The sequence below is a fragment of the Candidatus Paralachnospira sp. LCP21S3_A2 genome, from assembly GCF_052118925.1.
Taxonomy (GTDB): domain Bacteria; phylum Bacillota; class Clostridia; order Lachnospirales; family Lachnospiraceae; genus Lientehia.
Map to the genome: position 1 here is coordinate 93,925 of NZ_JBQKGG010000003.1, position 24,101 is coordinate 118,025.

Consider the following 24,101-nt stretch of genomic DNA (forward strand, 5'->3'; position numbering starts at 1 on the left):
CCGAAAACGGGCGGAGAACGGAGGAACAAGCTATGAGTATGAAACAGATCTGTATTCTGATCACCATCCTTGTATACCTGGCAGGTATGCTTTACATTGGATTTTATTGTACGAAAAAAGGCGGCAGCGGAAACACCGGAGAGTTCTACCTGGGCGGCAGACAGCTGGGACCGCTGGTGACGGCCATGAGCGCAGAGGCGTCGGATATGAGCAGCTGGCTGTTGATGGGGATGCCCGGCGTGGCATATCTCACCGGTGTGGCGGATGCAGCATGGACGGCTATCGGGCTTGCCATCGGAACGTATTTGAACTGGCTGATCGTGGCCAAGCGGCTTCGCCGGTATTCGGTAAAGACCGATTCCATTACGATCCCGGATTTCTTTTCCAGACGTTATCATGATAAGAAAAATATCCTTTCCTGCATCGCGGCCATTGTGATCCTGATCTTCTTTGTGCCGTACACGGCATCCGGCTTCAAGGCAGTGGGAACCCTGTTCAACAGCCTGTTTGGACTGGAGTATCATGCGGCCATGCTTCTTGGAGCGGCAGTTGTTGTGGGCTATACCATTATGGGCGGTTTTCTGGCGGTATCGACCACGGACCTGATCCAGAGTATCGTCATGAGTATTTCTCTGATCGTGGTCGTATTCTTTGGAATCAGCTATGCCGGCGGCTGGGGAGCAGTCGTGGACAATGCAAAGAGCATGAGCGGTTATCTGAGCATGACCCATCTGTATCATGCAGGTGAGCAGACAACCTCGTCCTACGGATTCCTGAGCATTGCATCAACGCTGGCATGGGGACTGGGCTATTTCGGTATGCCCCATATCCTTCTGCGGTTTATGGCGATCCGGAAGGAAAGTGAGCTGAAAACCTCCAGACGGATCGGTTCCATCTGGGTGGTGATCTCCATGGGCGTAGCGATCCTGATCGGTGTCATCGGAAACGCAGTGTCGGCAGCAGGTAAGATTGAGCTTCTCGGAACAAGCTCTGAGGCAGAGACGATTATCATCCGTCTTTCCAATATCATGGGACAGAACGGCGTGCTTCTGGCACTGCTGGCCGGTGTGATCATGGCAGGAATCCTTGCCTGCACCATGTCCACAGCTGACTCCCAGCTCCTGGCGGCGGCTTCCAGTGTTTCCCAGAATTTGCTTCAGGATTTCGCCGGGATCAAGATGAAAGAAAAGACAGCCATGCTCATCGCAAGACTGACGGTTTTAGGTATTGCAGTGATCAGTATTCTGCTGGCATGGAATCCAAACAGCTCGGTATTTAAGATTGTGTCCTTTGCCTGGGCAGGCTTCGGCGCGGCATTCGGACCGGTCGTGCTGTTCGCACTGTTCTGGAAGCGCAGCAACAAGTGGGGAGCCCTGGCAGGCATACTCAGCGGCGGAATTATGGTATTTGTATGGAAGTTCCTGGTTCGTCCCCTTGGCGGCGCCTGGGATCTGTATGAGCTGCTTCCCGCATTCCTTGTGGCATCGATGATGATCCTGGTGGTATCTCTTGCGACCGGAAAACCTGACGCAGAGATCGAGAGAGAATTTGAGGAAGTGAAGCAGGGAAAGTAAAGATATATGGACAGCGGAAAAAACTTGCGAAAAATCCCGAAGAGAGTATAATCTAATGTCGGAATAAAAGCAAAGGAGAAAGAGCATGGAAAAACGTTGTCCAAATTGTGGAAACATCTTAAATGAGCAGGCTAAATTCTGTCCACTGTGCGGAGCAAAGCAGGATGCGCAGGCGGAAGCTGCCGGAAATCACTGCCCGTTCTGCGGCGAGGCGCTGGAACCCGGTGCAAGATTCTGTGGAAACTGCGGAAGGGATCTTCTGGCGTCTGGGAAAGAAAACAGTCATGTCAATGCAACTGCGGCGGATTATGTGAAGAGCAGCTTTGACAAAGTGGCAGGAACATTAAATGAAAAGATCGGCGAGAGCGGGCCGGTAGAGGTACATCTGTCCGATCTGGTATCAGAGGTATTTAAAAAGCATACGCAGGAAGAGACGGAGGAGCTTTTCATCGCCGGAACGAAGAAAACAACGCCGAAGGAATCCGAGATCACAGCACAGTGGCCCAAGCCGTGGCTGTACTCCAGAGTATTTGTATTTCTGGCTGTGACCAGCCTGATCCTGTATTTTATCCTTCTGGAATTCCAGAATATCAATGCGATACCGGGATTCATCTTCATGGGAGCCATGACAGTTCCGTTTGCGCTTCTGGTATTCTTCTGGGAAGTCAATGCGCCGAGAAATATCAGTATTTTCAGCGTGGTTTCCATGTTCTTTGTGGGCGGTGTGTTATCACTGGTCTGCACGCTGATTCTGTATAAGATCACAGGAGCCGGAAACCTTTCCTATATCGGCGCACTCCTGGTCGGCCTGGTAGAGGAAGCCGGAAAGATCGTGGTCGTTGCGTATTATATGAAGAAAACCGATTCCAAATATATCCTGAACGGGCTGCTTCTCGGAGCCTGCGTGGGAGCCGGCTTCGCCGTGTTCGAGTCTGCCGGTTATGCGTTCCGTAATCTTCTTGAAACCAGCTCTACAGATGTGATGCTCAATGTCACGCTGTTACGCGGCGTTCTGTCCCTTGGCGGCCATGTAGTGTGGACAGCCATCGCCGGTGCGGCTTTGGCTGCAACGAAGGGAGAACGGCCCTTTAACTATTCTATGCTCACAAGCGGAAGATTTCTGTTTTTCTTTGCCATCTCCGTTGTGCTTCATGGAATCTGGGACTGCCCGTTACAGTTCCTGGGCGCCTACGGGAAATACATTGCCCTGATCGTTGTGGCATGGGTGGTAACGCTGCCGCTGATCAGCTCCGGTCTGAAGCAGATCACAAGACTGGCAAAGCAGCGGGAGAATGGAATCCTGTAAGAAAGGATTTTTGGCGCTGGATTTGTGAGTTGAGCTTTGAAATGAAAATAAGAAAGTCGGGAAAGGCAGGTTCTTCGGAATCTGCCTTTTTACATTCGGGATTCAAGGTCTGGGACACGGGGAGCTGATCCCCGACGGATTGTTGCGCTGCTGAGCAGCTCTCACAATCCTGCTCTCATTCGGACTGCGCGCATTTTCCAGGAAAATGGCTTCGTCCTCATGAGAGGGCGGGTCCCAAGGCCTGTGTGGAGATCTGTTCCACGGATTGCTTCGCTGCTGAGCAGCTCCCACAATCCTGCATTCATTCGGAATCCGTCCTGTCGGACTACTTCCTCATGAATGAGCGGGAGTCAAGGTCATGCGGACACATGCGGGCATGTGCCGCACGACTTTGACTCCCTTGTGGATCAGATCATATTACTATTATGATACCTGGGATCCATGGTGACGTCCTGGGCGAACCATTCCGGGGGAGTGAAGGCGAGGGCTTCTTCTTTGGTGGGGAATTCGACTTCGGCCATGATGAGGCCCTCGGGGCAGGTGAAGAGATCCAGCTCGATGGTGTAGTTTCCCAGAGGAATTTTATAGCGCCGCTTGGTGATGGTGCGGCCGTCGGCTTTTGTTTTCAGATGCTCATACGCTTCTTTGTTGAGGGGAAGATTATACTCTTCCCTTGCCATGAGGCCGCCGCCTTTATAGGTCATATAGTAGTCATCGTCTTGGCGGCGGATCCGCACAACCGGTTTGGTGCAGAGGTAAGCCTGTTCGATGAGATGAGAAGGATAAGTTTCCAGATTTTCGGGAAGCTCTTTTATGAGAAATTTCCGTTCGATTTCCATGAGAGGTTCGTCCTTTCCTGTGTGATGACCGGAAGCGGATCCATGCCGGAGACGGCAGGGAGGATCGGTTGTCCGGATAAATGGAGTGCCAGAGCTGGTTTGCGGCTGTCATGGTATTTTCTTTATTGTACGCCGCGAAGGGGAGAAATGGCAAGGGGGAGGGTGAAAATTTTGATTCAGATTCCTTTACAGGAAAGCCTCCGGTTGACAAATCGGAAAGTCCTACTATAATGGTTGTATATACAACGATGTAGTTACATCATTTTAGGGAAACTACCATGGAACACGGAGGAAACGATGGATATTACGGGAAGAAAAATCACAAAGATCGCCCGCGAGGCGGAAAAGCTGGTCTTATGTAAGCTGCGGAACAAGGATGTGGGAACGGCGGAGATCGACCTGATCCATGCCCTGCGACATAATCCGGGCTGCACACAGGCTGCACTGGCGGAGCTTCTGCATACTGACAAGGCTGCCATTGCACGGAGAACGAAAAATCTGGAGAACAAGGGGTACCTTGTCCGCCGGGATGCACCGAATGACCGCCGGAGCCAGCTCCTGTATCCCACGGAAAAGGCGGAAAGCCTGAAATCCTCCAAGGCGGAGATTGAGGCTTCTTTTTATGAATATCTGACCGGCGTGCTGGCACCGGAGGAGGCGGAAGCCTTTGCGGAGACACTGGATAAGCTGTATCGGGCCTCCAAAACGGAAAGCCGTGCAGGCTTCCCGCATTTTCAGAAAGCAGGAGGGGAAGATACCGATGAAGAATGAAACGTCATTTCGTCCGGACAGGATCAGCGCGTATTTCCGCGCGGAATGGCTGCCGCTGGCATTAGTGACGCTTTCCGGTCTGATCTATAATATCGGTCTGCTGGCCGGACCATGGTTTGAGGGACGGCTGGCACAGTGCCTGGCTGATATTCTTGACGGAAACGAGATTGCTGCAAAGATGGCGGTGCTGGTGCCGGCCTATATTCTGGTCACCCTGACGATACAGGCCGCGCGGTTTATCAAACGGTTCTATGTCCGCCGCTTTGCCAATAACATCAACCGCCGGATGAAAGGAATCCTCTATGCCAATCTGGTGCGGCAGAGCCGGGAAACGCTGGGACAGGAAGGCGTCGGAGAGCTGATGACGAAGGCAATTTCCGATGTGGACGACTGTGTGGAGGGAATGCGGAAATTCACAACAGAAATTTTCGATACAGGCGTTGCGCTGGCGGGCTATGCAGGGATGCTTCTGGTTTATGACTGGCGTCTGGCATTGCTCAGTCTGCTCTTTACACCGGTGTCCTATGTCTGTGCGGCATGGATGAAAAAGCCGGTTCAGCGGGCGGGAACTGCTTATAAAAAGGCTGCGGGCGCCCTCAGCACGGCCACTCTGGACCGGGCACAGAATGCGGTGACTTACCGGATCTATGGCTGTGAGAAAGCAAGAGAAGAACGGTACGAAGAGGCACTGAATATCTATGAAAAAACGGCGGTGAGGAACCATGTATGGCAAGCGTCCCTGCCGCCGTTGTATCTGGCGGTATCGGAGGCCGGTGTGCTGTTTATTTTGTGGTTCGGAGCAAAAAATATTCTGGGGAGCGGCTGGAATACCTGGGATATTGCGGCGCTGACCACATTCCTTTCCTGCTTCACCAGGCTGACAGTGAAATCATCGAAGGTGGCAAAGCTGTTCAATTCGGTTCAGAAGGCGGAGGTTTCCTGGAAACGCATCAGGCCGCTGATGAAATCACCGGAAGAGCTGGAACCGCTGGCTGTCCCGGAATCGTCTGATGTGAAGCTGGAAAATCTTTCTTTTGCATACGATGATAAGCCGGTTTTCTCCGGATTGACGCTGACTGCCCATCCTGGCGACATTATCGGTGTTACCGGGCCGATTGCCTGCGGAAAGTCCACGCTTGGCCGGGTGTTCCTCTGTGAAGCGCCATACGGCGGTTCGGCAAGGTTCGGAGAGAAAGAATTTTCAGAGCTTTCCCCACGGCAGATCGCGGCTTTGGTCGGTTATCTGGGGCATGATCCGGAGCTCACTGCTGATACGGTAGAGAATAATGTACTCTGCGGCAGCGAGCAGGAGGCAATGCCTTATCTGGAGGCGGCGGCACTGAAGGACGAGGTGCTTGCCATGGAAAAAGGAACGGATACGGTCATCGGCAGCAGTGGAACCCGTCTTTCCGGCGGGCAGGCACAGCGTCTGGCGCTGGCGAGAACCCTTGCGCATCCCCGGCCGGTCCTGATTCTGGATGATCCGTTTTCCGCACTGGACCGCCGTACCGAGGATACGATATTTGCAGCTTTGCAGGATTATGGAAAGGACAAGGTGGTGTTCCTGATCTCCCATCGTCTGTATCATTTTCCGCAGATGCAGAGGGTGATCTTTATGGAAAACGGAAAAACGACGGTCGGCACCCATGAAGAGCTGATGAGCTCTGAACCGGTGTACTGTCAGTTATATGAAAGCCAGGCAGGAGGAAAGCAGCATGAAGAACAGGCATAAAAGCGGTGTATTTACGGCCATTCGCATGGCAATGGGGACGAATCGCATGCTTACGGTGGGTACACTTCTGTGTGTGGCAGCATCGGTAGTGGCTTCTCTGATCCCCCCGCTCTTGCTGGCACGTGCGATCGACCGTCTGAGTGCGGGAATCCCGCTGACAGGATTTGCAGTGCTGTTCTATTTCGGAAGCCTTGCGCTGGAGGGCGTGCTGTCCTCAGCACAGGAAAGTCTGCTGGTGCTGTTCGGGCAGAAAATGACGCATGCACTTCGTACAGAAATGTCGCAGAAGCTGACAAAGCTTCCGGCCGGCACTCTGGCGGAGCAGAATCCTGGAGAGGTGGCTGCGTGGTTTTCGGGAGATGTGGATACGGTAGAGGCGTTGTTTACCTCCGGTATCATCAGCATGGCGGCGGATGCGTGCCGCATTATTTCGATCATGGCGGTCATTGCGGTGAAGAACACCGGACTGGCACTTCTTCTGCTTCTGGTGCTGCCGCTGTTTGCCGTGTTTACCCGTCAGGTACAGAAACGGATGCTGGCGGCACAGCTGGACAACCGGCGTGCCGTTGCGGCTGTATCCGGGCAGGTGCCGGAAACGCTTCATAATATCCGCACGATCCGGGCACTGGGAATGGAGACCTACATGGAGCGGCGCTATGACCGGAGCATCGGCGACAGCTATGCAGCCATGGAACGGACGAACTTTTATGATGCAGTTTATTCGCCGGCAGTACTTGTATTGAATGCAGCTGTGGTCGGCATGGTCATGCTGCTGTCTGCATCCGGCAGTCCGCGCGTCCTGCGTCTGTTCGGCATGTCGGTGGGGACCTCGGTTGCGGTCATGAATTATATTTCCCGTATTTTTGCACCCATCGAAAGCCTTGGCATGGAGATCCAGACCATTCAGACGGCCATGGCAGGAGTCAGGCGGATCGATGCCTTTCTTGACCAGCCGGAGCGGATGATCGGGAGAGAGCAGGAAACAGCAGCGAGAGGGGAGGTGGAGTTTTCCCATGTGACCTTCGGCTATGGGGAAACGCATGTCCTGGAGGATTTTTCCATGAAAGTAAAGCCGGGGGAACCGGTCACGTTGACCGGCCGGACAGGCGCAGGAAAAAGCACGGTGCTCAAGCTGTTGCTGGGACTGTACCCGCCGGAACGAGGTACGATCACCATCGGCGGCAGGAATGTTTCCGATATTACGGATCAGGAACGACGGACCTGTATCGGCTGTGTGGAGCAGCATTTTCTCTGCGTGCCCGGAACGATACGGGAACAGATCACCCTGGGTGATCCGCGGATTACCGGGAAAATGGCGGAAAAGGCGGCAAGACTGGCCGGAATCCATACAAGTATTGAGACGCTGCCGGATGGCTATGATACGGTATGCACGGAGGGGCTATTTTCCCAGGGAGAGTGGCAGCTGTTGTCCATTGCCCGTGCCGTGGCAGCAGATCCGGCTGTTCTTCTTCTGGATGAGATTACAGCAAATCTGGACACTGAGACCGAAGCGCGTGTGCTGGAAGCGCTGAGCTGTGCATCAAAGGGACGGACTGTCCTTTCAGTTTCTCACAGGATTTATGAAAGCCTTGGAGGAAGGACAGTCGAAATAAAAGGCGGTATAAACAAAAAACAGCAGTAAAAATGGAATTTTGTGGACAAGTGAAGCGGAAATTACTATAATAGGGGAAAATCAGGACGAGGAGCGTGCTGTTCACAGAGCAGCCGCGGAAATGGTTCGGAAATGCGCAGAAATGTGCGGAAATACACGGATGCAGAAGCATGAAATCATTCGGAAACACATGAAAACAGGGAAAACGGACGGCTGCATGACAGCAGAAAGGAGCAGGTATGGCAAAGGTATATGTGTGTCTGGCGGAGGGACTGGAAGAGGTAGAATGCCTGGCAGTGGTGGATATTTTACGGCGCGGAGGCGTGGAAGTGACGCTGGCATCCATGAGCGGAAAACAGGGGATTACCGGCTCCCACGGGATTACGATCAGGACGGACAGCCTCTGGTCGGAAGCAGACTGTGAGAAATGTGATGCCATCTTTCTTCCGGGCGGTATGCCCGGTACGGCCCATCTGGCGGAGCACGTGGGACTCGGAAAAATGATCCGGAAATTCCAGGCAGACGGAAAGGTACTGGCGGCCATCTGCGCGGCGCCCAGTGTACTCGGAAAATACGGTGTTCTGGAAGGAAAGCGTGCTACCTGTTATCCCGGCTGGGAGGAGAAGCTTCTGGGTGCCAAGGTCACAAGAGAAGGCGTTGTCCGCGACGGCAGCGTAGTGACCGCAAGAGGCCTTGGATTCGCCATCGATGAAGGACTGGAGCTGTTAAAGATGCTGGTCGGAGAGGAGATTTCCGCGCAGGTAAAAGAAGCAATCCAGCATCCGTAAAGGAAGCATTCGCGGTTTCACCCCAATTTCCAGAGCCAAGCCCAGCTCGATTCCGCTGCGCTTCATCTCGCTGTGGCTTCTCGCCAAATAGATTTATGGTCAGTCATGCTCTTTTATGCAAGCATAGCGCATGGCTGCCCATAAATCTGCTTGGCTCTGAAGGAGTGCAAAAAGTGCTGGAAATTAAATATATTCTATGATATAATGGTAACTTGTCAGACTGTGAATACAGACAGAAACGCTTTTGTGTAATGGGGAAGCTCCGGGAGGGCTTCTATTGCGCATTCTGAATCTATATTATTAAGGAGGATACACGGAAATGAGTGTACAGGTAGAGAACTTGGAAAAGAACATGGCGAAGCTGACCATCGAGGTTCCCGCTGAGGAAGTAACAAAGGCGATCGGCGATGCGTATAAGAAGAATAAGGGCAAATTCAATGTTCCCGGCTTCCGTAAGGGCCATGTACCCCAGAAGATGATCGAGAAGATGTTCGGCGTTGGCGTATTTTATGAGGACGCTGTTAATATCCTGCTTCCCGGCGCTTATGCAAAGGCATGCGACGAGAGCGGTCTTGATATTGTTTCCCGTCCGGAGATTGATGTAACCCAGATCGAGGCAGGAAAGCCCATGATCTTTACTGCAACCGTAGCGGTAAAGCCTGAGGTGACGCTTGGACAGTATAAGGGCGTTGAGGTTGCAAAGCAGGATCTCATCGTAACCGATGATGATGTGATGGCTGAGATCAAGAAGGAGCAGGAGAAGAATGCAACGGTTGTTACCGTTGAAGACCGCCCGGTTCAGAAGGATGATACCGCAGTGATCGACTTCGAGGGCTTCTGCGACGGCGTAGCATTCGAGGGCGGAAAGGGAACGGATTTCCCGCTGGTGATCGGCTCCGGCCAGTTCATCCCCGGCTTTGAAGATCAGCTTATCGGCAAGAATGCAGGCGAAGAAACAGAAGTAAAGGTAACCTTCCCGACTCCTTACCAGGCAAAAGAGCTGGAAGGCAAGGATGCAATCTTCAAGGTAACTGTGAAGGAGATCAAGGAGAAGCAGCTTCCCGAGATCGATGATGAGTTCGCAAGCGAGGTTTCCGAGTTCGATACTCTGGAAGAGTACAAGAAGGAAGTTGCCGACAAGTTAAAGGCACAGAAGGAAGCAGACGCCAAGAGAGCAAAGGAAGACGAGGCTGTACAGAAGGCTGTTGCAAACGCGCAGATGGAGATTCCGGAGCCCATGATCAAGACTCAGGCTTCCAACATGGTTGATGAGTTTGCTCAGAGAATGCAGGGCCAGGGTCTGACTATGGAAATGTATATGCAGTACACCGGAACCACAAGAGAGCAGCTGGAGCAGCAGATGGTTGAGCAGGCGAAGAAGCGCATCGAGACGAGACTTGTTCTGGAGGCGATTGCAAAGGCTGAGGATATCCAGGTGTCTGATGAAGAATTAGACAAAGAGATCGAAGAGATGGCAAAGGCTTACCAGATGGAAGCAGACCAGCTCAAGAAGTATCTTGGTGAGGCAGAAGCCGCACAGATGAAGACTGATATTGCAGTACAGAAGGCTGTAGATCTTCTGTGTGCAGAGGCAGTAGAGGTTTAATTGAATTACAGGAGGTATCTGAATGAGTTTAGTTCCTTACGTCATTGAATCAACCAGCAGGGGCGAGCGTTCCTACGATATTTATTCCAGACTGTTAAAAGAGCGGATCATCTTTCTGGGCGAGGAAGTGAATGAAACGACGGCCAGCCTGATCGTGGCCCAGCTTTTATTCCTGGAATCGGAGGATCCCGGAAAGGATATCCAGCTTTACATCAACAGCCCCGGTGGAGTTGTGACAGCAGGTATGGCAATTTATGATACCATGCACTATATCAAATGCGATGTATCCACCATCTGTATCGGAATGGCAGCCAGCATGGGTGCATTCCTTCTTGCAGGCGGAACAAAGGGCAAGCGCATGGCGCTTCCCAATGCGGAGATCATGATCCATCAGCCCTCCGGCGGTGCCCAGGGCCAGGCCACCGATATCCAGATCGTGGCAGATAAGATCATTGCAACAAAGAGAAAGCTCAATGAGCTGCTGGCGCAGAACACCGGCCAGCCGTTAAGTGTTGTTGAGGTGGATACGGAGCGCGACCATTATATGAGCGCGGCCGAGGCCATGGAATATGGAATCATCGACCAGGTGATTGAAAGCCGCCAGAGGTAAGCCAATGGCAGGAAAATTTGACGTTCGCTGCTCTTTCTGCGGAAAGACCCAGGAACAGGTAAGAAAACTGATCGCAGGCGGAAAGGATGTCTATATCTGTGATGAATGTGTGGAGCTTTGTGCGGAGCTGATCGCGGAAGATCCCGATCTGAACCACAAGGACGCACTGGCAGAGGGGATCAACCTGTTAAAGCCGAAGGAAATCAAGAAGTTCCTGGACGAATATGTGATCGGACAGGATCAGGCAAAAAAAGTCCTTTCCGTTGCGGTTTACAATCATTACAAGCGGATCATGGCGCCGGAGGAAACCTCCGATGTCGAGATACAGAAGAGTAATATCCTTCTCCTCGGGCCTACCGGATCAGGAAAAACCTTCCTGGCCCAGACCCTGGCAAGGATCTTAAACGTGCCCTTTGCCATCGCAGACGCAACCTCTCTCACTGAGGCCGGTTATGTCGGCGAGGATGTGGAAAATATTCTGCTGAAGATCATTCAGGCCGCCGATTTTGATATTGAGCGGGCGGAATACGGAATCATTTATATTGATGAGATCGATAAGATCACGAAGAAGTCCGAGAATGTGTCCATTACGAGAGACGTTTCCGGCGAAGGCGTTCAGCAGGCACTCTTAAAAATCCTGGAGGGAACGGTTGCCAGTGTGCCGCCTCAGGGCGGAAGAAAGCATCCCCATCAGGAGATGTACCAGATTGATACCACCAATATCCTCTTTATCTGCGGCGGAGCCTTTGACGGCCTGGAGCAGATCGTGGAGAGCCGTCTCGGAGCCGGATCTCTTGGCTTTGAGAACCAGTTAAAGGATGAGAGCGAGCGTGATGTCAGTGAGCTTCTGTCTCAGGTAACACCGCAGGATCTGATCAAGTTTGGCCTGATCCCGGAGTTCATTGGCCGTGTGCCTATGGTGGAGTCACTGGAGTTACTGGACCGTGATGCTCTGATCCGGATTCTGACAGAGCCGAAGAATGCCATTGTGAAGCAGTACCAGAAGCTGTTTGATCTGGATGGTGTGGAACTCCAGTTCACGGATGATGCCCTGGAATCGATTGCAGACCAGGCGGTGGAGCGCAAGATCGGCGCCCGCGGACTTCGTGGAATCATGGAAAAAGTAATGACCGATATTATGTATGAGATCCCGTCAGATGACAACATCGGCCGGTGTATCATTACAAAAGAAGTCGTGGAGGGCAAGGCCCAGCCGCAGCTTGTCTACCGTGATACGGAAGTAAAGAAGCGCAAGGGCGAAACCGCCTGACGAAAGGGGCCGCAGAACAATGCGGTCCCTTGTTGTGTAAAAGGAAACTAAAGGAGGAAAGAACATGACAATCCCTGCACTCGCACTTCGCGGATTATGTGTGCTGCCGAAAATGGTGGTACATTTTGATGTCAGCAGGAAAAAGTCTATTCTTGCATTGGAAAAAGCCATGGTGGCGGATCAGAAGATCTTTCTGGTGGCACAGCGTTCGGTTCAGGATGAAGATCCGGGCATGAAGGAGCTTTATGAGATCGGAACCGTTTCGTCCATCAAGCAGATCGTAAAGCTGCCCGGCGGCATGGTAAGAGTTCTGGCGGAAGGTCTGCTGCGCGGCCGTCTGACAGAGCTTACCGATTCGGAGGGGTATCTGGAGGCAGAGTTTGAGCCCTGCCCGACAGAGCCCTTTGCGGAAGCAGACGAGATCACAAGAGAGGCCATGAGCCGGATCTTAAAGGGACTGGTAGAGCAGTACGCCGATGCAAATCCGTCCATGAACCGGGAACTGATCGCGGAGCTGCTGGAAAGCACCAGTCTGGAGGAGCTGGTTGATGATATTGCAGTCAACATTCCCTTCAGTCTGGAGAACCGCCAGCAGCTGTTGGAGGCTATTTCTCTGCCGGAGCGGTATGTGCTGGTGGAAAAGATCCTGACCATGGAGGTTCAGGTCTGCCGCATCAAGCAGGAGTTCCAGGAAAAGGTCAAGGAACGGGTAGACCAGAACCAGAAGGAATATATTTTAAGAGAACAGCTGAAGCTGATCCGTGAGGAGCTGGGCGAGGACAGCGAATCAGAGGCGGAGGAGTTTGAGGAGCAGCTTTCCCATCTGAGGGCAGGAAAAGAGATCAAGGATAGGATCACCAAAGAGATCAACCGTTATCGTGCCATGCCGGCCGGAAGCCAGGAGGCGTATGTCAGCCGCAACTATGTGGAAAATCTGCTGGAGCTTCCATGGGAGAAGCATTCCAGAGACAATAAGGATCTGGGAAAGGCCGAGGCGATTCTGGAAGCGGATCATTACGGTATGGAGGAGATCAAGGAGCGGATCATGGAATTCCTTGCCGTCCGTTCCCTGACCGGAAAGGGAGAAAGCCCGATCCTCTGTCTGGTCGGACCGCCCGGAACAGGAAAGACATCCATTGCCCGCTCCATTGCCCGGGCACTCAGTAAAAAGTATGTGCGGATCTGTCTGGGAGGCGTCCGTGATGAAGCGGAGCTGCGCGGCCACCGGAGGACCTACGTGGGCGCTATGCCGGGACGGATTGCAGCTGCCTTAAAGCAGGCGGGAACATCCAATCCGCTGATCCTTCTGGATGAGGTGGACAAGCTGGGCGGTGATTACAAGGGAGATCCCTCATCGGCGCTTCTGGAGATCCTGGACGGAAACCAGAACAGCAAGTTCCGGGATCATTACATCGAGCTTCCCATTGATCTTTCTGAGGTGCTGTTCATTGCGACGGCCAACACTACGGAGACAATTCCGCGTCCGCTTTTAGACCGTATGGAAGTGATCGAAGTAAGCAGCTACACGGAAAATGAAAAGTATCATATTGCCGTCAACTATCTGGTGGACAAGCAGAGAAAGAAGAACGGTCTTTCGCAGGCACAGTTTTCTGTGACCGGAGGAGCAATCCGGAAAATCATCCACAGCTATACCAGAGAGGCCGGTGTCCGTTCCCTGGAACGGAAGATCGGTGAGCTTTGCCGGAAGGCAGCAAGAGAGCTTCTGGAGGGTAAAAAGAAGACGGTAAAGGTGACCGAGCGGAACCTGGAAAAGTATCTCGGAAGAGAGCTTATTCGGTTTGACAAGGCCAATAAAGAGGATCTGGTGGGCATTGTCCGCGGCCTGGCATGGACCAGTGTGGGCGGCGATACGCTGGAGGTGGAGGTGAGCCTCCTGCCCGGAAGCGGAAAGCTTCAGCTTACCGGAAAGCTGGGCGATGTCATGAAGGAATCCGCTCAGACCGCTCTCAGCTATGTCCGTTCTGTAAGCTCCGCCTATGACATTGACAACAATATTTATGAGAAGAATGATATCCATGTCCATATCCCGGAGGGAGCTGTTCCCAAGGACGGCCCGTCCGCCGGAATCACCATGGCGACGGCGATGATGTCGGCGGTGACCGGAAAGAAGGTCAAGGCGGATCTTGCCATGACCGGTGAGGTGACGCTGCGCGGCCGGGTTCTTCCCATCGGCGGCCTGAAGGAAAAGCTTCTGGCGGCAAAGATGGCGGACATCCATACGGTTTTAGTGCCGGAGACGAACGAACCGAATGTACAGGAGCTTTCCAGGGAGATCCTGGACGGCATGGAGATCCGGTATGTGGAAAACATGGAACAGGTATTGAAGGCAGCGCTTGTGTAATCGGGAGATTTCGGAGGAGTCCGATGCCGGGCGCATAACATAAAAGGAATGCGTTCCGGCCGATGGGGCCGGTCTTCGCAGTGAGAGAGCCGGGAGGCAGAGAAAATGATAATCAGAAGTGTAAATCTGGAAACGGTCTGCGGCGTGACCAGCCGTCTGCCGGAAAATGACAAGCCGGAGATCGCCTTTGCAGGAAAATCCAATGTAGGAAAATCGTCTCTGATCAACGCGCTGATGAACCGAAAGGCGTATGCCAGAACCTCGGCGCAGCCGGGAAAGACCCAGACCATTAATTTTTATAACATCAATGACATCCTGTACTACGTCGATCTGCCGGGCTACGGATATGCGAAGGTATCCCAGGCGGAAAAGGAAAAGTGGGGGCGTATGATTGAAAACTATCTGAAGAAATCCAGACAGCTCCGGTGTGTGTTCCTGCTGGTGGATATCCGTCACGAGCCGTCAGCCAACGATAAGCAGATGTATGACTGGGTGGTTCATAACGGTTACCGGCCGGTGATCATTGCCACCAAGTTAGATAAGATCAAGCGCAGCCAGATCCAGAAGCAGATCAAGACTGTGCGGACCGGTCTGGGGATCGGAGCCGATGTGACGGTGATCCCGTTCTCTGCCGAGACAAAGCAGGGACGGGAGGAGATCTGGACACTGATCGAGCACCTTACAGAGCCGGAGCAGGAAATGGAGGAGGCCGCGGATGAACGAGGAATGGCAGAATCTGGGGAATAATATCAAGGATATGGTACAGGACGCCGTAAACTGCGGTGATTTCCAGAAGCTGAACCAGAATATCCGAAGTACCATCGACCAGGCTATGGCGGCAGTCAGTGAAAATAAAGAGAATTCCGCCGATGAGACGTCTGGCAGTGAGACGAAAAGCTGGCGTGCAAGAACGGTAAGGACGGAATACTCTGATTCCCAGGGGCGAGCAAGAAAGAGCGATGAAAGCGTGTACGGACGGGCGGTAAAGACCGACGGAACCATGCGGGGCGGCAACTGGCAGAGCAGCAGCAGAACCAGTACCAGAAACTGGAGCAGCTTCTCTCAGAACGTCAGAAATGCAGCCGGGGTACAGAGCCAGTGCTCTGATCACCGTCCGGCAGTACAGAAAACATCGTTTCCTGTGCAGATCAATCATACCATGGCGGGAGGAATTGCCCTGTCCATCTGCGGCAGTGTACTTGCGGGCGGGACGGCCATGGCAGTTGTGGGACTTCTGGCAGCACTGGGCGTCTGGGGACTCAGTAAGGGTGTCCTGACCGGACTGATCTGTATTCTGCCTCTTTTTGCCGCAGGACTGGTGCTGCTTAAAATGGGAATCGGAAAATATTCTCTGGTGAAGCGGTTTAAGCGCTATGCGGCAAGGCTCCGCGGAAAGACCTACTGCGAGCTGAAGGAGCTGGCGGACAGCATCGGAAAGAACACGGCTTATGTCACAAAGGATCTGAAAAAGATGATCGCCAGGGGCTGGTTTCCCCAGGGGCATATGGATGATGAGGAAACCTGCCTGATCACCGATGATGCCACCTACCGGCAGTATCGCCAGACCATGGAGCAGGCCAGCCGTCAGAAAAGTGAAGAGGAGGCGGCAAAAAAGCAGGCCGCCGTTATGGAGGAGAGCAGGCCGAAGCTGAGCCCGGAGGCCGAGGAGACGATCCGGCAGGGAAAGGTGTATGTGAAGCGGATCCGGGCCTGCAATGATGCGATACCGGGCGAGGAAATCTCTGCAAAGATCCTCCAGATGGAGACCATCATTTCAAAGATCTTTGACCGTGTGGAGCGCCATCCGGAGAACATTCCGGACCTGCGGAAGATGATGGATTATTATCTGCCGACGACAGTAAAGCTTCTGGAGGCATATCAGGAGCTGGACGGCCAGCCAGTTCAGGGAGAGAATATCACCACCTCCAAAAAGGAGATCGAGGATACGCTGGATACGTTAAACGAGGCATTTGAGCGCCTGTTTGACAGCATGTTCCAGGAGACTGCCTGGGATGTGTCCACAGATATTTCGGTATTGAAGACCCTGCTTGCCCAGGAGGGGCTTTCCGGAGGGCAGATTGATAAGAAACAGATGTAAAAGGAACGTAAAATGAAGGCACGGTTCTTGGCGGGAGCGCGAAACCGTGATATGATAAAGCATATCTGTGAACGCAGAAACAGCTGCGGAAAGCATGGAAGCTTAACAGAAATAAAATAGCGAAATTGGGGAGGATGGCCATGGAAATGAATGAAGTTCAGACAAAAACGGTATTGACACTGGATCCGTTCGGGGAGACAAAAGCTCCGGAGCCGGAGCTTCCGGCAGAGAAAAAAGAGCCGGAATGGAACGATAATATGCTTTCCGAGGAGGAAAAGCAGATGGTAGATGCCTTTGCCGGACAGATCGATCTGGCAGATTCGGCAGCTGTTCTTCAGTATGGAGCGGGCGCGCAGAAGAAGATGGCAGACTTTTCCGAGTCCGCCCTGAACAACGTGAAGACCAAGGATCTCGGAGAGGTTGGGACTCTGCTTGCCGATGTGGTAACAGAGTTAAAGGGCTTTGATGCGGAGGAGGAACGTGGCTTCTTAGGCATTTTCAAAAAGCAGGCCAATAAGGTTACCGCTATGAAGGCAAAGTATGCCAAGGCTGAGGTCAATGTGGACAGGATCTGCAAGGCTCTGGAGGATCATCAGGTGCAGCTCTTAAAGGACGCTGCCATGCTGGATAAGATGTACGAAACAAACCTGACCTACTTCAAGGAGCTTTCCATGTATATCCTTGCCGGAAAGAAAAAGCTTTATGAGGTGGAGAATAAGGAATTGCCGGAGCTGACTGCAAAGGCGGAGAAGAGCGGACTTCCGGAAGATGCTCAGGCAGCGCGGGATCTGGATGCCAGATGCAAGCGGTTTGAGAAGAAGCTTCATGATCTGGAGCTGACCCGCATGATCTCCATGCAGACAGCCCCTCAGATCCGTCTGGTGCAGGACAATGACACAGTAATGGTCGAGAAGATCCAGTCCACGATCGTCAATACGATTCCTCTGTGGAAGAACCAGATGGTTCTTGCGCTCGGTGCGGCCCATTCCGCAGAAGCTGCTCAGGCACAGCGCAGGGTTTCAGACATGACCAATGAGCTGCTCAAGAAGAATGCCGAGACCTTAAAGACGGCATCTGCCGATGTGGCACGGGAATCCGAACGTGGAATCGTAGATATGGAAACGCTGAAATCCACCAACGAAACGCTGATCGCAACGCTGGATGAGGTACTTCAGATCCAGGCCGACGGCAGAAAGGCAAGAGCTGAGGCAGAGGTGGAAATGAACCGGCTGGAGGGCGAGTTAAAGGACAAGCTTCTGGAGATCGCAAACCGGAAGTAAGAAATATCGAATGATGGATCAAAATAAAAAAGAATGTGCCGCGGCACATTCTTTTTTATTTCATTAACAGCTTCATGATGTTCTGATAAATCGCCTGGTTTTCTTTATTCCAGCGGCTGCACATATGCTCGGCCTGTTCCTTGTCCGGGACGGAAATGCTCAGGTCCAGAAGCGAGGTCTTACCCTCACGGATCGCACAGTGAACCACATAATCCTGGGCGGTGGAACGGTAATAATCAGAGATCAGTCCGACTTCATCGCGGAGGCGGACTTTATTTTCTTTTAAATAGGCGTCGATATCGTCAACGATCGCAGAAGAGATTTTCTTCCCGAAATAGGAGAGGGTTTCTTCACCTTCACTGGTGATCTCATAACGGGAGCTGTTGCGCGTGGATTCCATTTTTACCAGGTGAGATTCGCTGAGTTCAGAAAGCGCCTGCTGAAGCGTAAAGTAAGTGGTATATTCCTTATCCAGAAAAAATTCCGAAATCTGGGCATTGGAAAGCGGGAACTTTACCTGCTTTAACATATACAGAATCATCAGCTTATACAGAGTCAGCGGTTCAGACATGGAATCTTCCCTCCCTTCGGATATGAGATACAAACAGAATTCCGTACGGACGGAACCGTGGAATTCGTGAGTCCTGGTATCATCATACCAACTTTAAAAGGTGAAATCAAGCGGTATTTTGGGGGTGATTTTTGTCCCGGTAAATCCGGGTACTTGCCAAAAAAAGAGAAGTGTGCTATATTATGTCATTATAAGAGTCTATGTTCTGATATGCCGATTTCAAGGCAGATGAATCCCACAAAACGAGAAAACTGAAATTAAATCTGAAAAATCGTTCCTCTTGTTCTTATTTGTTTACCCATTGCAGAAAGGAAATAAAATTTATGAAAGAAAAACTGGAGACTTTGCCGCTGGCACAGATCCGTCAGATTGCCAGAGACCTGGGAATTAAAAATGTAACCTCCTATCGGAAAGCACTTTTGATCGATATGATCCTGGAACGGGATGAGGCGTCCAGACAGAACGGTCAGGCTGATTCCCGGAATGAGGCATCCAGACAGAACAGTCAGTCCGATGCCCGGAATGAAGCGGCACAGACCGAAAATCAGGCCAATGGACAGGGAGAGATGAAACCGGCCGAAAATCAGGGCAGCGGTCAGGGGTATATACCGAATGGAGCGGTACAGTCCGGAAGTCAGAACCGCAGTCAGAACTATAATCAGAATTATAACCAGAATTATAACCAGAATTATAACCAGAACTATGCGGCCGGCGGGGCAGCGCAGATGGACCGGCCGTATGGACAGAATGGGGAGAATCCCCGGTACCGGACTGTGTCCAATGGAATGCAGAGACAAAGAAATGTCCAGACAGGCGGCACAAGATACGGGAATATGGCCAGACCGGCCGGCCAGTCTGCACAGCAGGGATATAATCAGCCTCAGAATCGTGGCCCGCAGAATATCCAGCAGGGAGGTCCTGCTGCAGCAGGAAATAACGGAAGAACCGGCGATTATGTGAAGAATGAAGCTGTTCAGGAGCCGTCCATGGTGCCCAATATCAATCCCGAGGAGCTTCAGGCACTGGACAGCGGGATCCAGGCCAACGGAATCCTGGAGGTCATGCCGGATGGATATGGATTTATTCGTTGTGCAAACTTTCTGCCGGGAGATGATGATGTATATGTATCGCCGTCCCAGATCCGCCGTTTTAACCTGAAAACCGGAGATATCGTATGCGGAAGCAAAAGAGTGAAAACGCCGACGGAGAAGTTTGCGGCGCTGCTCTATGTCTCCAAAGTCAACGATATGCCGCCGTATCTGGCAGAACGAAGACCTAATTTTGAGGATCTGACGCCGATCTTTCCCAACGAGCGGATCCACCTGGAAACGCAGGGAGGAAGCGTTGCCATGCGGATCGTGGATCTTCTGGCACCGGTGGGCAAGGGACAGCGAGGCATGATCGCCTCCCAGCCCAAGGCCGGAAAAACAACGCTGTTAAAGGAAATCGCGCGGGCGGTGAAGATCAATCACAAGGATATGCATCTGATCGTGCTTCTGATCGATGAGCGTCCCGAGGAAGTAACGGATATTAAGGAGTCCATTGAGGGGCCGAATGTAGAAGTAATTTATTCTACCTTTGACGAGCTTCCCGAGCATCATAAGCGGGTATCGGAGATGGTTCTGGAGCGGGCCAAGCGCCTGGTGGAGCATGGAAAGGATGTTATGATCCTGCTTGACAGTATCACAAGACTGGCGAGAGCCTACAATCTGACAGTGCAGCCCAGCGGCAGAACGCTTTCCGGCGGCCTTGATCCGGCGGCGCTCCATATGCCGAAACGGTTCTTCGGTGCGGCCAGAAACATGCGGGAGGGCGGAAGCCTGACGATCCTGGCGACGGCGCTTGTGGAGACAGGAAGCCGTCTGGATGATATGGTATTCGAGGAATTTAAGGGAACCGGCAACATGGAGCTGGTTCTGAACAGGAAGCTTTCGGAAAAACGGATCTTCCCGGCCATTGATATACTGAAATCCGGAACAAGACGGGACGATCTGCTTCTGACGAAGGAAGAGCAGGAAGCCGTGGAGCAGATCCGGAAAGTAACCGGCGGCCTGAAGCAGGAGGAAGCCGTGGAGCGGATCCTGGATCTGTTCCGCCGGACCAGAAATAACCGGGAATTCCTGGCACAGGTGGCGAAAATCCAGATACCGTAGGACAGAATGATAAAAATCCGGAAAAGTATTGATCTCATGTATGGAAAAGCGGCGGAAAACCGCGAAAAATCTCCGAAACCGCGGAAAACTTTATTTAAAAGACTTGCATAACCGGAATGCTTATGCTATAATTAAATTCGCTGTTTTAGAAAGAAAACAGGCGTATCTATGCCTAGCGATAGAAATCGTTTGAGAGAGGTGAATGAAATGAGAGAAGGTATCCATCCTAATTATCAGACTGCAAAGGTAGTTTGCAACTGCGGTAATGAGTTCGAGACAAGATCCACAAAGGGCGATATTCATGTTGAAATCTGCTCCAAGTGCCATCCGTTCTACACCGGACAGCAGAAGGCTGCTTCCGCACGCGGACGTATTGAGAAGTTCAACCGTAAGTACGGCATGAACGCAAAATAAGGTGCTGTAAAGAAATGGGCTGCGATTTCGGAAAAAGGGATCGCAGCCTTTTTGTAATGAAAGGGGACTGCCAATGAAATCATCGGGAATCGGCGGCCAGGCAGTGATTGAGGGCGTTATGATGCGGAACGGCAGCAAGTATGCGGTGGCGGTTCGCAGGCCGGACGGAGAGATCCAGGTGGAAAAGGATACCTGGGTATCCTTTCTTGATAAGCATAAGGGACTGAACATTCCCTTTGTACGAGGAATTTTTAATTTTGTGGATTCCATGCGTATGGGCATGAAGACATTAAGCTTTTCTGCCAGCTTTTACGATGAGGAAGAGCCGGTTCAGAAAAACGGAAGGACGGAAACAGAACCGGATCCAGGAAAGGCCCGGAAAGAGGAACAGACAGATAAAAAGGACGGCATTATCATGGGGATCACGATGGTATTTTCTGTGATCCTGGCGCTGGGAATCTTTGTCATGCTGCCGATGTTCTTATCCAGTCTGTTTCGGAAGCATATCCCGTCCAGAGCACTCATGGGATTTATCGAGGGATTGATCCGCCTGGTGATCTTTATCGCCTATGTGCTGCTGATCTCTCTCATGAAGGATATCCGCCGGGTTTATATGTACCACGGAGCAGAGCATAAGTGCATCAACTGTATTGAGCACGGACTGCCCCTGACGGTAGAAAATGTGCGGAAAAGCTCCAAGCAGCATAAGCGCTGCGGAACCAGCTTTCTGTTATTTGTGGTACTGATCAGTATTTTATTTTCCATGGTGATCCAGACGGATACGGTGTGGCTGAAGGTGCTGCTTCGGATCCTTTTGATCCCTGTGATCGCCGGAATCTCCTATGAGATCCTGCGGCTGGCCGGAAACAGCGATAATCCGATCATCAATCTGATCAGCAAGCCGGGGCTGTGGCTTCAGGGGCTGACGACCAGAGAACCGGACGACGACATGATCGAGGTGGGGATCCGGTCGGTGGAAGCCGTGTTTGACTGGAAGAATTACGAGAAAGAAAACTTTTGATGTCATGGAGCATGTTTATCATGCAAAAGACACGGATGAGCCGGTGCGATAAGAGAACGGTTATTTTTCGGAAAAGCAGGGGGTGCCATGAAAGCAAAGGGAAGTTATGGAGAACTTCTGGACGAAGGAAGCCATTATCTGGCGGAACGCGGTATCACAGAAAGCCGTCTGGATGCCTGGTATCTGTTCTCTCATGTGTTTTCCATGGAACGAAGCCAATATTTTCTTCAGGCCAATGAGACGGTTCCGGAGGAAAAACGGAGGCAGAAAGAGGAATTCGGGCGGCTGCTGAGGCTTCGGGGAGAACGGATCCCTCTGCAGCAGCTTTTGAGAAGCCAGGATTTTATGGGACTTTCGTTTTTTGTCAATGAGCATGTGCTGATTCCAAGACAGGATACGGAAACGCTGGTGGAATGTGTCCTGGAGGACGAAAAGCAGGGGCAGCTTTGCAGAAGGGAAGGACAGCCTTTAAGGATCCTGGATCTCTGCACCGGAAGCGGCTGTATCGGGATCAGTCTGGCGGAATATCTGTGCAATGTTCAGGTGACGCTCAGTGATATTTCCGGAGAGGCTCTGGCTGTGGCAGAGGAAAATATCCGACGGCTTGGAAAAGAAGCTGTGTGCCGGACGGTCCGTTCCGACTTGTTTGAAAACCTGGAGGGCGGATTTGATGTGATCGTATCCAATCCACCCTATATAAAAAGTGCCGAGATTGAGACCCTGGAACCGGAGGTACGGGATCATGAACCGCGTCTGGCACTGGATGGAAGCGAGGATGGGCTTTTGCTTTACCGGAGGATCGGTGCGCGTGCGCCGGAGTATCTGGCAGCAGGCGGCCGGATCTATCTGGAAATCGGCTGGGACCAGGGAGCGGCGGTTTCGGAAATCTTAACAGAAAACGGATTTACAGATACAGAAATAATCAGGGATCTGCCCGGGCTTGAACGGGTTGTAACAGCAGGATTCCGGGGAAGAAAATAGAACAGGAGGAGTTTCATGTTTGACAGACTCGATGATATTCTGATTCGGTATGAAGAAATTATGGAAGAACTGAACAGCCCCTATGTGGTGGAAGATCAGAACCGCTTCCGTAAGCTGATGAAGGAGCAGAATGAACTGACCCCCCTTGTGGAGACCTATAAGGAATATAAGGGTGCAAAGCAGGATGTGGAGGACAGTCTTGCCATGCTGGATGGCGAGAATGACGAGGAAATGCGGGAAATGCTCAAGGAGGAGCTTTCCGGTGCAAGAGAAAAGATCACGGAACTGGAGCAGAAGCTGAAGGTGCTGCTTCTTCCAAAGGATCCCAATGATGATAAGAACGTTATCGTGGAGATCCGTGCCGGCGCCGGCGGTGATGAGGCGGCATTATTTGCGGCGGAGATCTATCGGATGTATGTTCATTATGCCGAGAGCAGACGCTGGAAGACGGAGCTTCTGGAGGCGGATGAGATCGGAATCGGCGGAATGAAGAGTGTAAGCTTCATGATCAAGGGCCAGGGTGCCTATTCTGTTATGAAGTATGAATCCGGCGTGCATCGGGTACAGCGTGTGCCGGAAACCGAGTCCGGCGGGCGGATCCATACCTCCACCGTGACCGTGGCAGTGATGCCGGAGGCCGATGAGGAAGTGGACATTCAGATTGATGAAAAGGATATCCGAATCGATGTAATGCGTGCGTCCGGAAACGGCGGTCAGTGTGTCAATACGACGGACTCTGCGGTTCGTCTGACTCATTATCCCACCGGAATCGTGGTATACAGCCAGACGGAGAAATCTCAGATCCAGAACAAGGCGAAGGCGTTTGCCCTGTTAAAGACCAAGCTGTATGATATTGAATGTCAGAAGCGGCATGACGCGGAGGCAGAAGCAAGAAGAAGCCAGATCGGAACCGGAGACCGCTCGGAGAAGATCCGTACCTATAACTTTCCCCAGGGGCGTGTGACAGATCATCGGATCGGACTGACACTTTATAAGCTGGATAAAATCCTGAACGGAGATATCCAGGAGATCATTGATGCCTGCATCGCGGCCGATCAGGCTGCAAAGCTGGCAAAGATGAATGAAAATTAACCTTGTAATCTGTTAAGAAAT

20 protein-coding genes are annotated in these 24,101 nt (G+C 52.1%); 18 read left to right on the plus strand and 2 right to left on the minus strand.

The annotated features are described in order from the left end of the window. Positions 1–32: 32 nt before the first annotated feature. Together putP and ACTQ3K_RS03795 are read left to right on the plus strand one after the other, a co-directional pair. Complete coding sequence (gene putP, locus ACTQ3K_RS03790; RefSeq protein WP_441566015.1) at positions 33–1,574, plus strand: sodium/proline symporter PutP; 1,542 nt, start codon at positions 33–35, stop codon at positions 1,572–1,574. 85 nt (positions 1,575–1,659) lie between these two features. Continuing rightward, positions 1,660–2,880, plus strand: a complete 1,221-nt coding sequence (locus ACTQ3K_RS03795; RefSeq protein ID WP_441566014.1) for a PrsW family glutamic-type intramembrane protease — start codon at positions 1,660–1,662, stop codon at positions 2,878–2,880. A 407-nt stretch (positions 2,881–3,287) separates the two neighbouring features. Here ACTQ3K_RS03795 and ACTQ3K_RS03800 read toward each other — a convergent pair whose 3' ends face one another. Further along, the gene (locus ACTQ3K_RS03800; RefSeq protein WP_441566013.1) at positions 3,288–3,719 is read right to left on the minus strand and encodes a CYTH domain-containing protein; all 432 of its coding nucleotides are present in this window, start codon (positions 3,717–3,719) and stop codon (positions 3,288–3,290) included. A 297-nt stretch (positions 3,720–4,016) separates the two neighbouring features. Here ACTQ3K_RS03800 and ACTQ3K_RS03805 point away from each other — a divergent pair, with 297 nt between their 5' ends. The 11 genes from ACTQ3K_RS03805 to ACTQ3K_RS03855 all read left to right on the plus strand — a co-directional run bounded on the left by ACTQ3K_RS03805 (position 4,017) and on the right by ACTQ3K_RS03855 (position 17,848). Beyond that, a complete protein-coding gene (locus ACTQ3K_RS03805) occupies positions 4,017–4,490 on the plus strand; it encodes a MarR family winged helix-turn-helix transcriptional regulator (RefSeq protein ID WP_441566012.1) in 474 nt (157 codons plus the stop codon). Beyond that, the gene (locus ACTQ3K_RS03810; protein ID WP_441566011.1) at positions 4,480–6,222 is read left to right on the plus strand and encodes an ABC transporter ATP-binding protein; all 1,743 of its coding nucleotides are present in this window, start codon (positions 4,480–4,482) and stop codon (positions 6,220–6,222) included. The genes ACTQ3K_RS03805 and ACTQ3K_RS03810 overlap by 11 nt, the downstream gene beginning before the upstream one ends. Continuing rightward, complete coding sequence (locus ACTQ3K_RS03815; RefSeq protein WP_441566010.1) at positions 6,206–7,864, plus strand: ABC transporter ATP-binding protein; 1,659 nt, start codon at positions 6,206–6,208, stop codon at positions 7,862–7,864. Before ACTQ3K_RS03810 ends, ACTQ3K_RS03815 begins: the two co-directional genes overlap by 17 nt. Positions 7,865–8,073: 209 nt before the next feature. Next, positions 8,074–8,622, plus strand: coding sequence for a DJ-1 family glyoxalase III (locus ACTQ3K_RS03820; RefSeq protein ID WP_441566009.1), 549 nt, complete (start codon positions 8,074–8,076; stop codon positions 8,620–8,622). A gap of 319 nt (positions 8,623–8,941) precedes the next feature. Further along, the gene (gene tig, locus ACTQ3K_RS03825; RefSeq protein WP_441566008.1) at positions 8,942–10,228 is read left to right on the plus strand and encodes a trigger factor; all 1,287 of its coding nucleotides are present in this window, start codon (positions 8,942–8,944) and stop codon (positions 10,226–10,228) included. Between the two features lie 22 nt (positions 10,229–10,250). Further along, on the plus strand, positions 10,251–10,838 hold the full coding sequence (gene clpP / locus ACTQ3K_RS03830; protein ID WP_441566007.1) for an ATP-dependent Clp endopeptidase proteolytic subunit ClpP: 588 nt from the start codon (positions 10,251–10,253) through the stop codon (positions 10,836–10,838). Positions 10,839–10,842: 4 nt separating this feature from the next. Beyond that, the gene (gene clpX, locus ACTQ3K_RS03835; protein ID WP_441566006.1) at positions 10,843–12,108 is read left to right on the plus strand and encodes an ATP-dependent Clp protease ATP-binding subunit ClpX; all 1,266 of its coding nucleotides are present in this window, start codon (positions 10,843–10,845) and stop codon (positions 12,106–12,108) included. A 64-nt stretch (positions 12,109–12,172) separates the two neighbouring features. After that, positions 12,173–14,470 (plus strand): endopeptidase La, encoded by a 2,298-nt coding sequence (gene lon / locus ACTQ3K_RS03840; RefSeq protein WP_441566005.1) that lies wholly within the window; start codon positions 12,173–12,175, stop codon positions 14,468–14,470. A 105-nt stretch (positions 14,471–14,575) separates the two neighbouring features. Next, positions 14,576–15,217, plus strand: coding sequence for a ribosome biogenesis GTP-binding protein YihA/YsxC (gene yihA, locus ACTQ3K_RS03845; RefSeq protein ID WP_441566004.1), 642 nt, complete (start codon positions 14,576–14,578; stop codon positions 15,215–15,217). Next, the gene (locus tag ACTQ3K_RS03850; RefSeq protein ID WP_441566003.1) at positions 15,186–16,568 is read left to right on the plus strand and encodes a 5-bromo-4-chloroindolyl phosphate hydrolysis family protein; all 1,383 of its coding nucleotides are present in this window, start codon (positions 15,186–15,188) and stop codon (positions 16,566–16,568) included. Before yihA ends, ACTQ3K_RS03850 begins: the two co-directional genes overlap by 32 nt. Positions 16,569–16,702: 134 nt before the next feature. Next, positions 16,703–17,848 carry a toxic anion resistance protein gene (locus tag ACTQ3K_RS03855; protein ID WP_441566002.1) on the plus strand — a complete coding sequence of 382 codons (1,146 nt, stop codon included), beginning with the start codon at positions 16,703–16,705 and terminating at the stop codon, positions 17,846–17,848. A gap of 55 nt (positions 17,849–17,903) precedes the next feature. Here the strand turns inward: ACTQ3K_RS03855 and ACTQ3K_RS03860 are convergent, their stop codons facing one another. Next, positions 17,904–18,419 carry a DUF4364 family protein gene (locus ACTQ3K_RS03860; RefSeq protein WP_441566001.1) on the minus strand — a complete coding sequence of 172 codons (516 nt, stop codon included), beginning with the start codon at positions 18,417–18,419 and terminating at the stop codon, positions 17,904–17,906. 323 nt (positions 18,420–18,742) lie between these two features. Here ACTQ3K_RS03860 and rho point away from each other — a divergent pair, with 323 nt between their 5' ends. The 5 genes from rho to prfA all read left to right on the plus strand — a co-directional run bounded on the left by rho (position 18,743) and on the right by prfA (position 24,080). After that, a complete protein-coding gene (gene rho / locus ACTQ3K_RS03865) occupies positions 18,743–20,572 on the plus strand; it encodes a transcription termination factor Rho (RefSeq protein WP_441566000.1) in 1,830 nt (609 codons plus the stop codon). A 207-nt stretch (positions 20,573–20,779) separates the two neighbouring features. Next, positions 20,780–20,986, plus strand: a complete 207-nt coding sequence (gene rpmE / locus ACTQ3K_RS03870; RefSeq protein WP_441565999.1) for a 50S ribosomal protein L31 — start codon at positions 20,780–20,782, stop codon at positions 20,984–20,986. A 73-nt stretch (positions 20,987–21,059) separates the two neighbouring features. Continuing rightward, complete coding sequence (locus tag ACTQ3K_RS03875; RefSeq protein WP_441565998.1) at positions 21,060–22,007, plus strand: DUF1385 domain-containing protein; 948 nt, start codon at positions 21,060–21,062, stop codon at positions 22,005–22,007. An 87-nt stretch (positions 22,008–22,094) separates the two neighbouring features. Continuing rightward, positions 22,095–22,988 carry a peptide chain release factor N(5)-glutamine methyltransferase gene (gene prmC, locus ACTQ3K_RS03880; RefSeq protein ID WP_441565997.1) on the plus strand — a complete coding sequence of 298 codons (894 nt, stop codon included), beginning with the start codon at positions 22,095–22,097 and terminating at the stop codon, positions 22,986–22,988. Positions 22,989–23,003: 15 nt separating this feature from the next. Next, on the plus strand, positions 23,004–24,080 hold the full coding sequence (gene prfA, locus ACTQ3K_RS03885; protein WP_441565996.1) for a peptide chain release factor 1: 1,077 nt from the start codon (positions 23,004–23,006) through the stop codon (positions 24,078–24,080). The last annotated feature ends 21 nt before the right edge of the window (positions 24,081–24,101 follow it).

Excerpts from the sequence above, each read along its gene's own strand:
- ACTQ3K_RS03810 (WP_441566011.1), top strand. The coding sequence starts at position 4,480 with ATGAAGAATGAAACGTCATTTCGTCCGGACAGGATCAGCGCGTATTTC.
- ACTQ3K_RS03805 (WP_441566012.1), top strand. The coding sequence starts at position 4,017 with ATGGATATTACGGGAAGAAAAATCACAAAGATCGCCCGCGAGGCGGAA.
- ACTQ3K_RS03800 (WP_441566013.1), bottom strand. The coding sequence starts at position 3,719 with ATGGAAATCGAACGGAAATTTCTCATAAAAGAGCTTCCCGAAAATCTG.
- ACTQ3K_RS03860 (WP_441566001.1), bottom strand. The coding sequence starts at position 18,419 with ATGTCTGAACCGCTGACTCTGTATAAGCTGATGATTCTGTATATGTTA.
- yihA (WP_441566004.1), top strand. The coding sequence starts at position 14,576 with ATGATAATCAGAAGTGTAAATCTGGAAACGGTCTGCGGCGTGACCAGC.
- ACTQ3K_RS03855 (WP_441566002.1), top strand. The coding sequence starts at position 16,703 with ATGGCCATGGAAATGAATGAAGTTCAGACAAAAACGGTATTGACACTG.
- putP (WP_441566015.1), top strand. The coding sequence starts at position 33 with ATGAGTATGAAACAGATCTGTATTCTGATCACCATCCTTGTATACCTG.
- ACTQ3K_RS03820 (WP_441566009.1), top strand. The coding sequence starts at position 8,074 with ATGGCAAAGGTATATGTGTGTCTGGCGGAGGGACTGGAAGAGGTAGAA.
- rho (WP_441566000.1), top strand. The coding sequence starts at position 18,743 with ATGAAAGAAAAACTGGAGACTTTGCCGCTGGCACAGATCCGTCAGATT.
- clpP (WP_441566007.1), top strand. The coding sequence starts at position 10,251 with ATGAGTTTAGTTCCTTACGTCATTGAATCAACCAGCAGGGGCGAGCGT.
- ACTQ3K_RS03875 (WP_441565998.1), top strand. The coding sequence starts at position 21,060 with ATGAAATCATCGGGAATCGGCGGCCAGGCAGTGATTGAGGGCGTTATG.
- prfA (WP_441565996.1), top strand. The coding sequence starts at position 23,004 with ATGTTTGACAGACTCGATGATATTCTGATTCGGTATGAAGAAATTATG.
- ACTQ3K_RS03815 (WP_441566010.1), top strand. The coding sequence starts at position 6,206 with ATGAAGAACAGGCATAAAAGCGGTGTATTTACGGCCATTCGCATGGCA.
- rpmE (WP_441565999.1), top strand. The coding sequence starts at position 20,780 with ATGAGAGAAGGTATCCATCCTAATTATCAGACTGCAAAGGTAGTTTGC.
- lon (WP_441566005.1), top strand. The coding sequence starts at position 12,173 with ATGACAATCCCTGCACTCGCACTTCGCGGATTATGTGTGCTGCCGAAA.
- tig (WP_441566008.1), top strand. The coding sequence starts at position 8,942 with ATGAGTGTACAGGTAGAGAACTTGGAAAAGAACATGGCGAAGCTGACC.
- ACTQ3K_RS03850 (WP_441566003.1), top strand. The coding sequence starts at position 15,186 with ATGAACGAGGAATGGCAGAATCTGGGGAATAATATCAAGGATATGGTA.
- clpX (WP_441566006.1), top strand. The coding sequence starts at position 10,843 with ATGGCAGGAAAATTTGACGTTCGCTGCTCTTTCTGCGGAAAGACCCAG.
- ACTQ3K_RS03795 (WP_441566014.1), top strand. The coding sequence starts at position 1,660 with ATGGAAAAACGTTGTCCAAATTGTGGAAACATCTTAAATGAGCAGGCT.
- prmC (WP_441565997.1), top strand. The coding sequence starts at position 22,095 with ATGAAAGCAAAGGGAAGTTATGGAGAACTTCTGGACGAAGGAAGCCAT.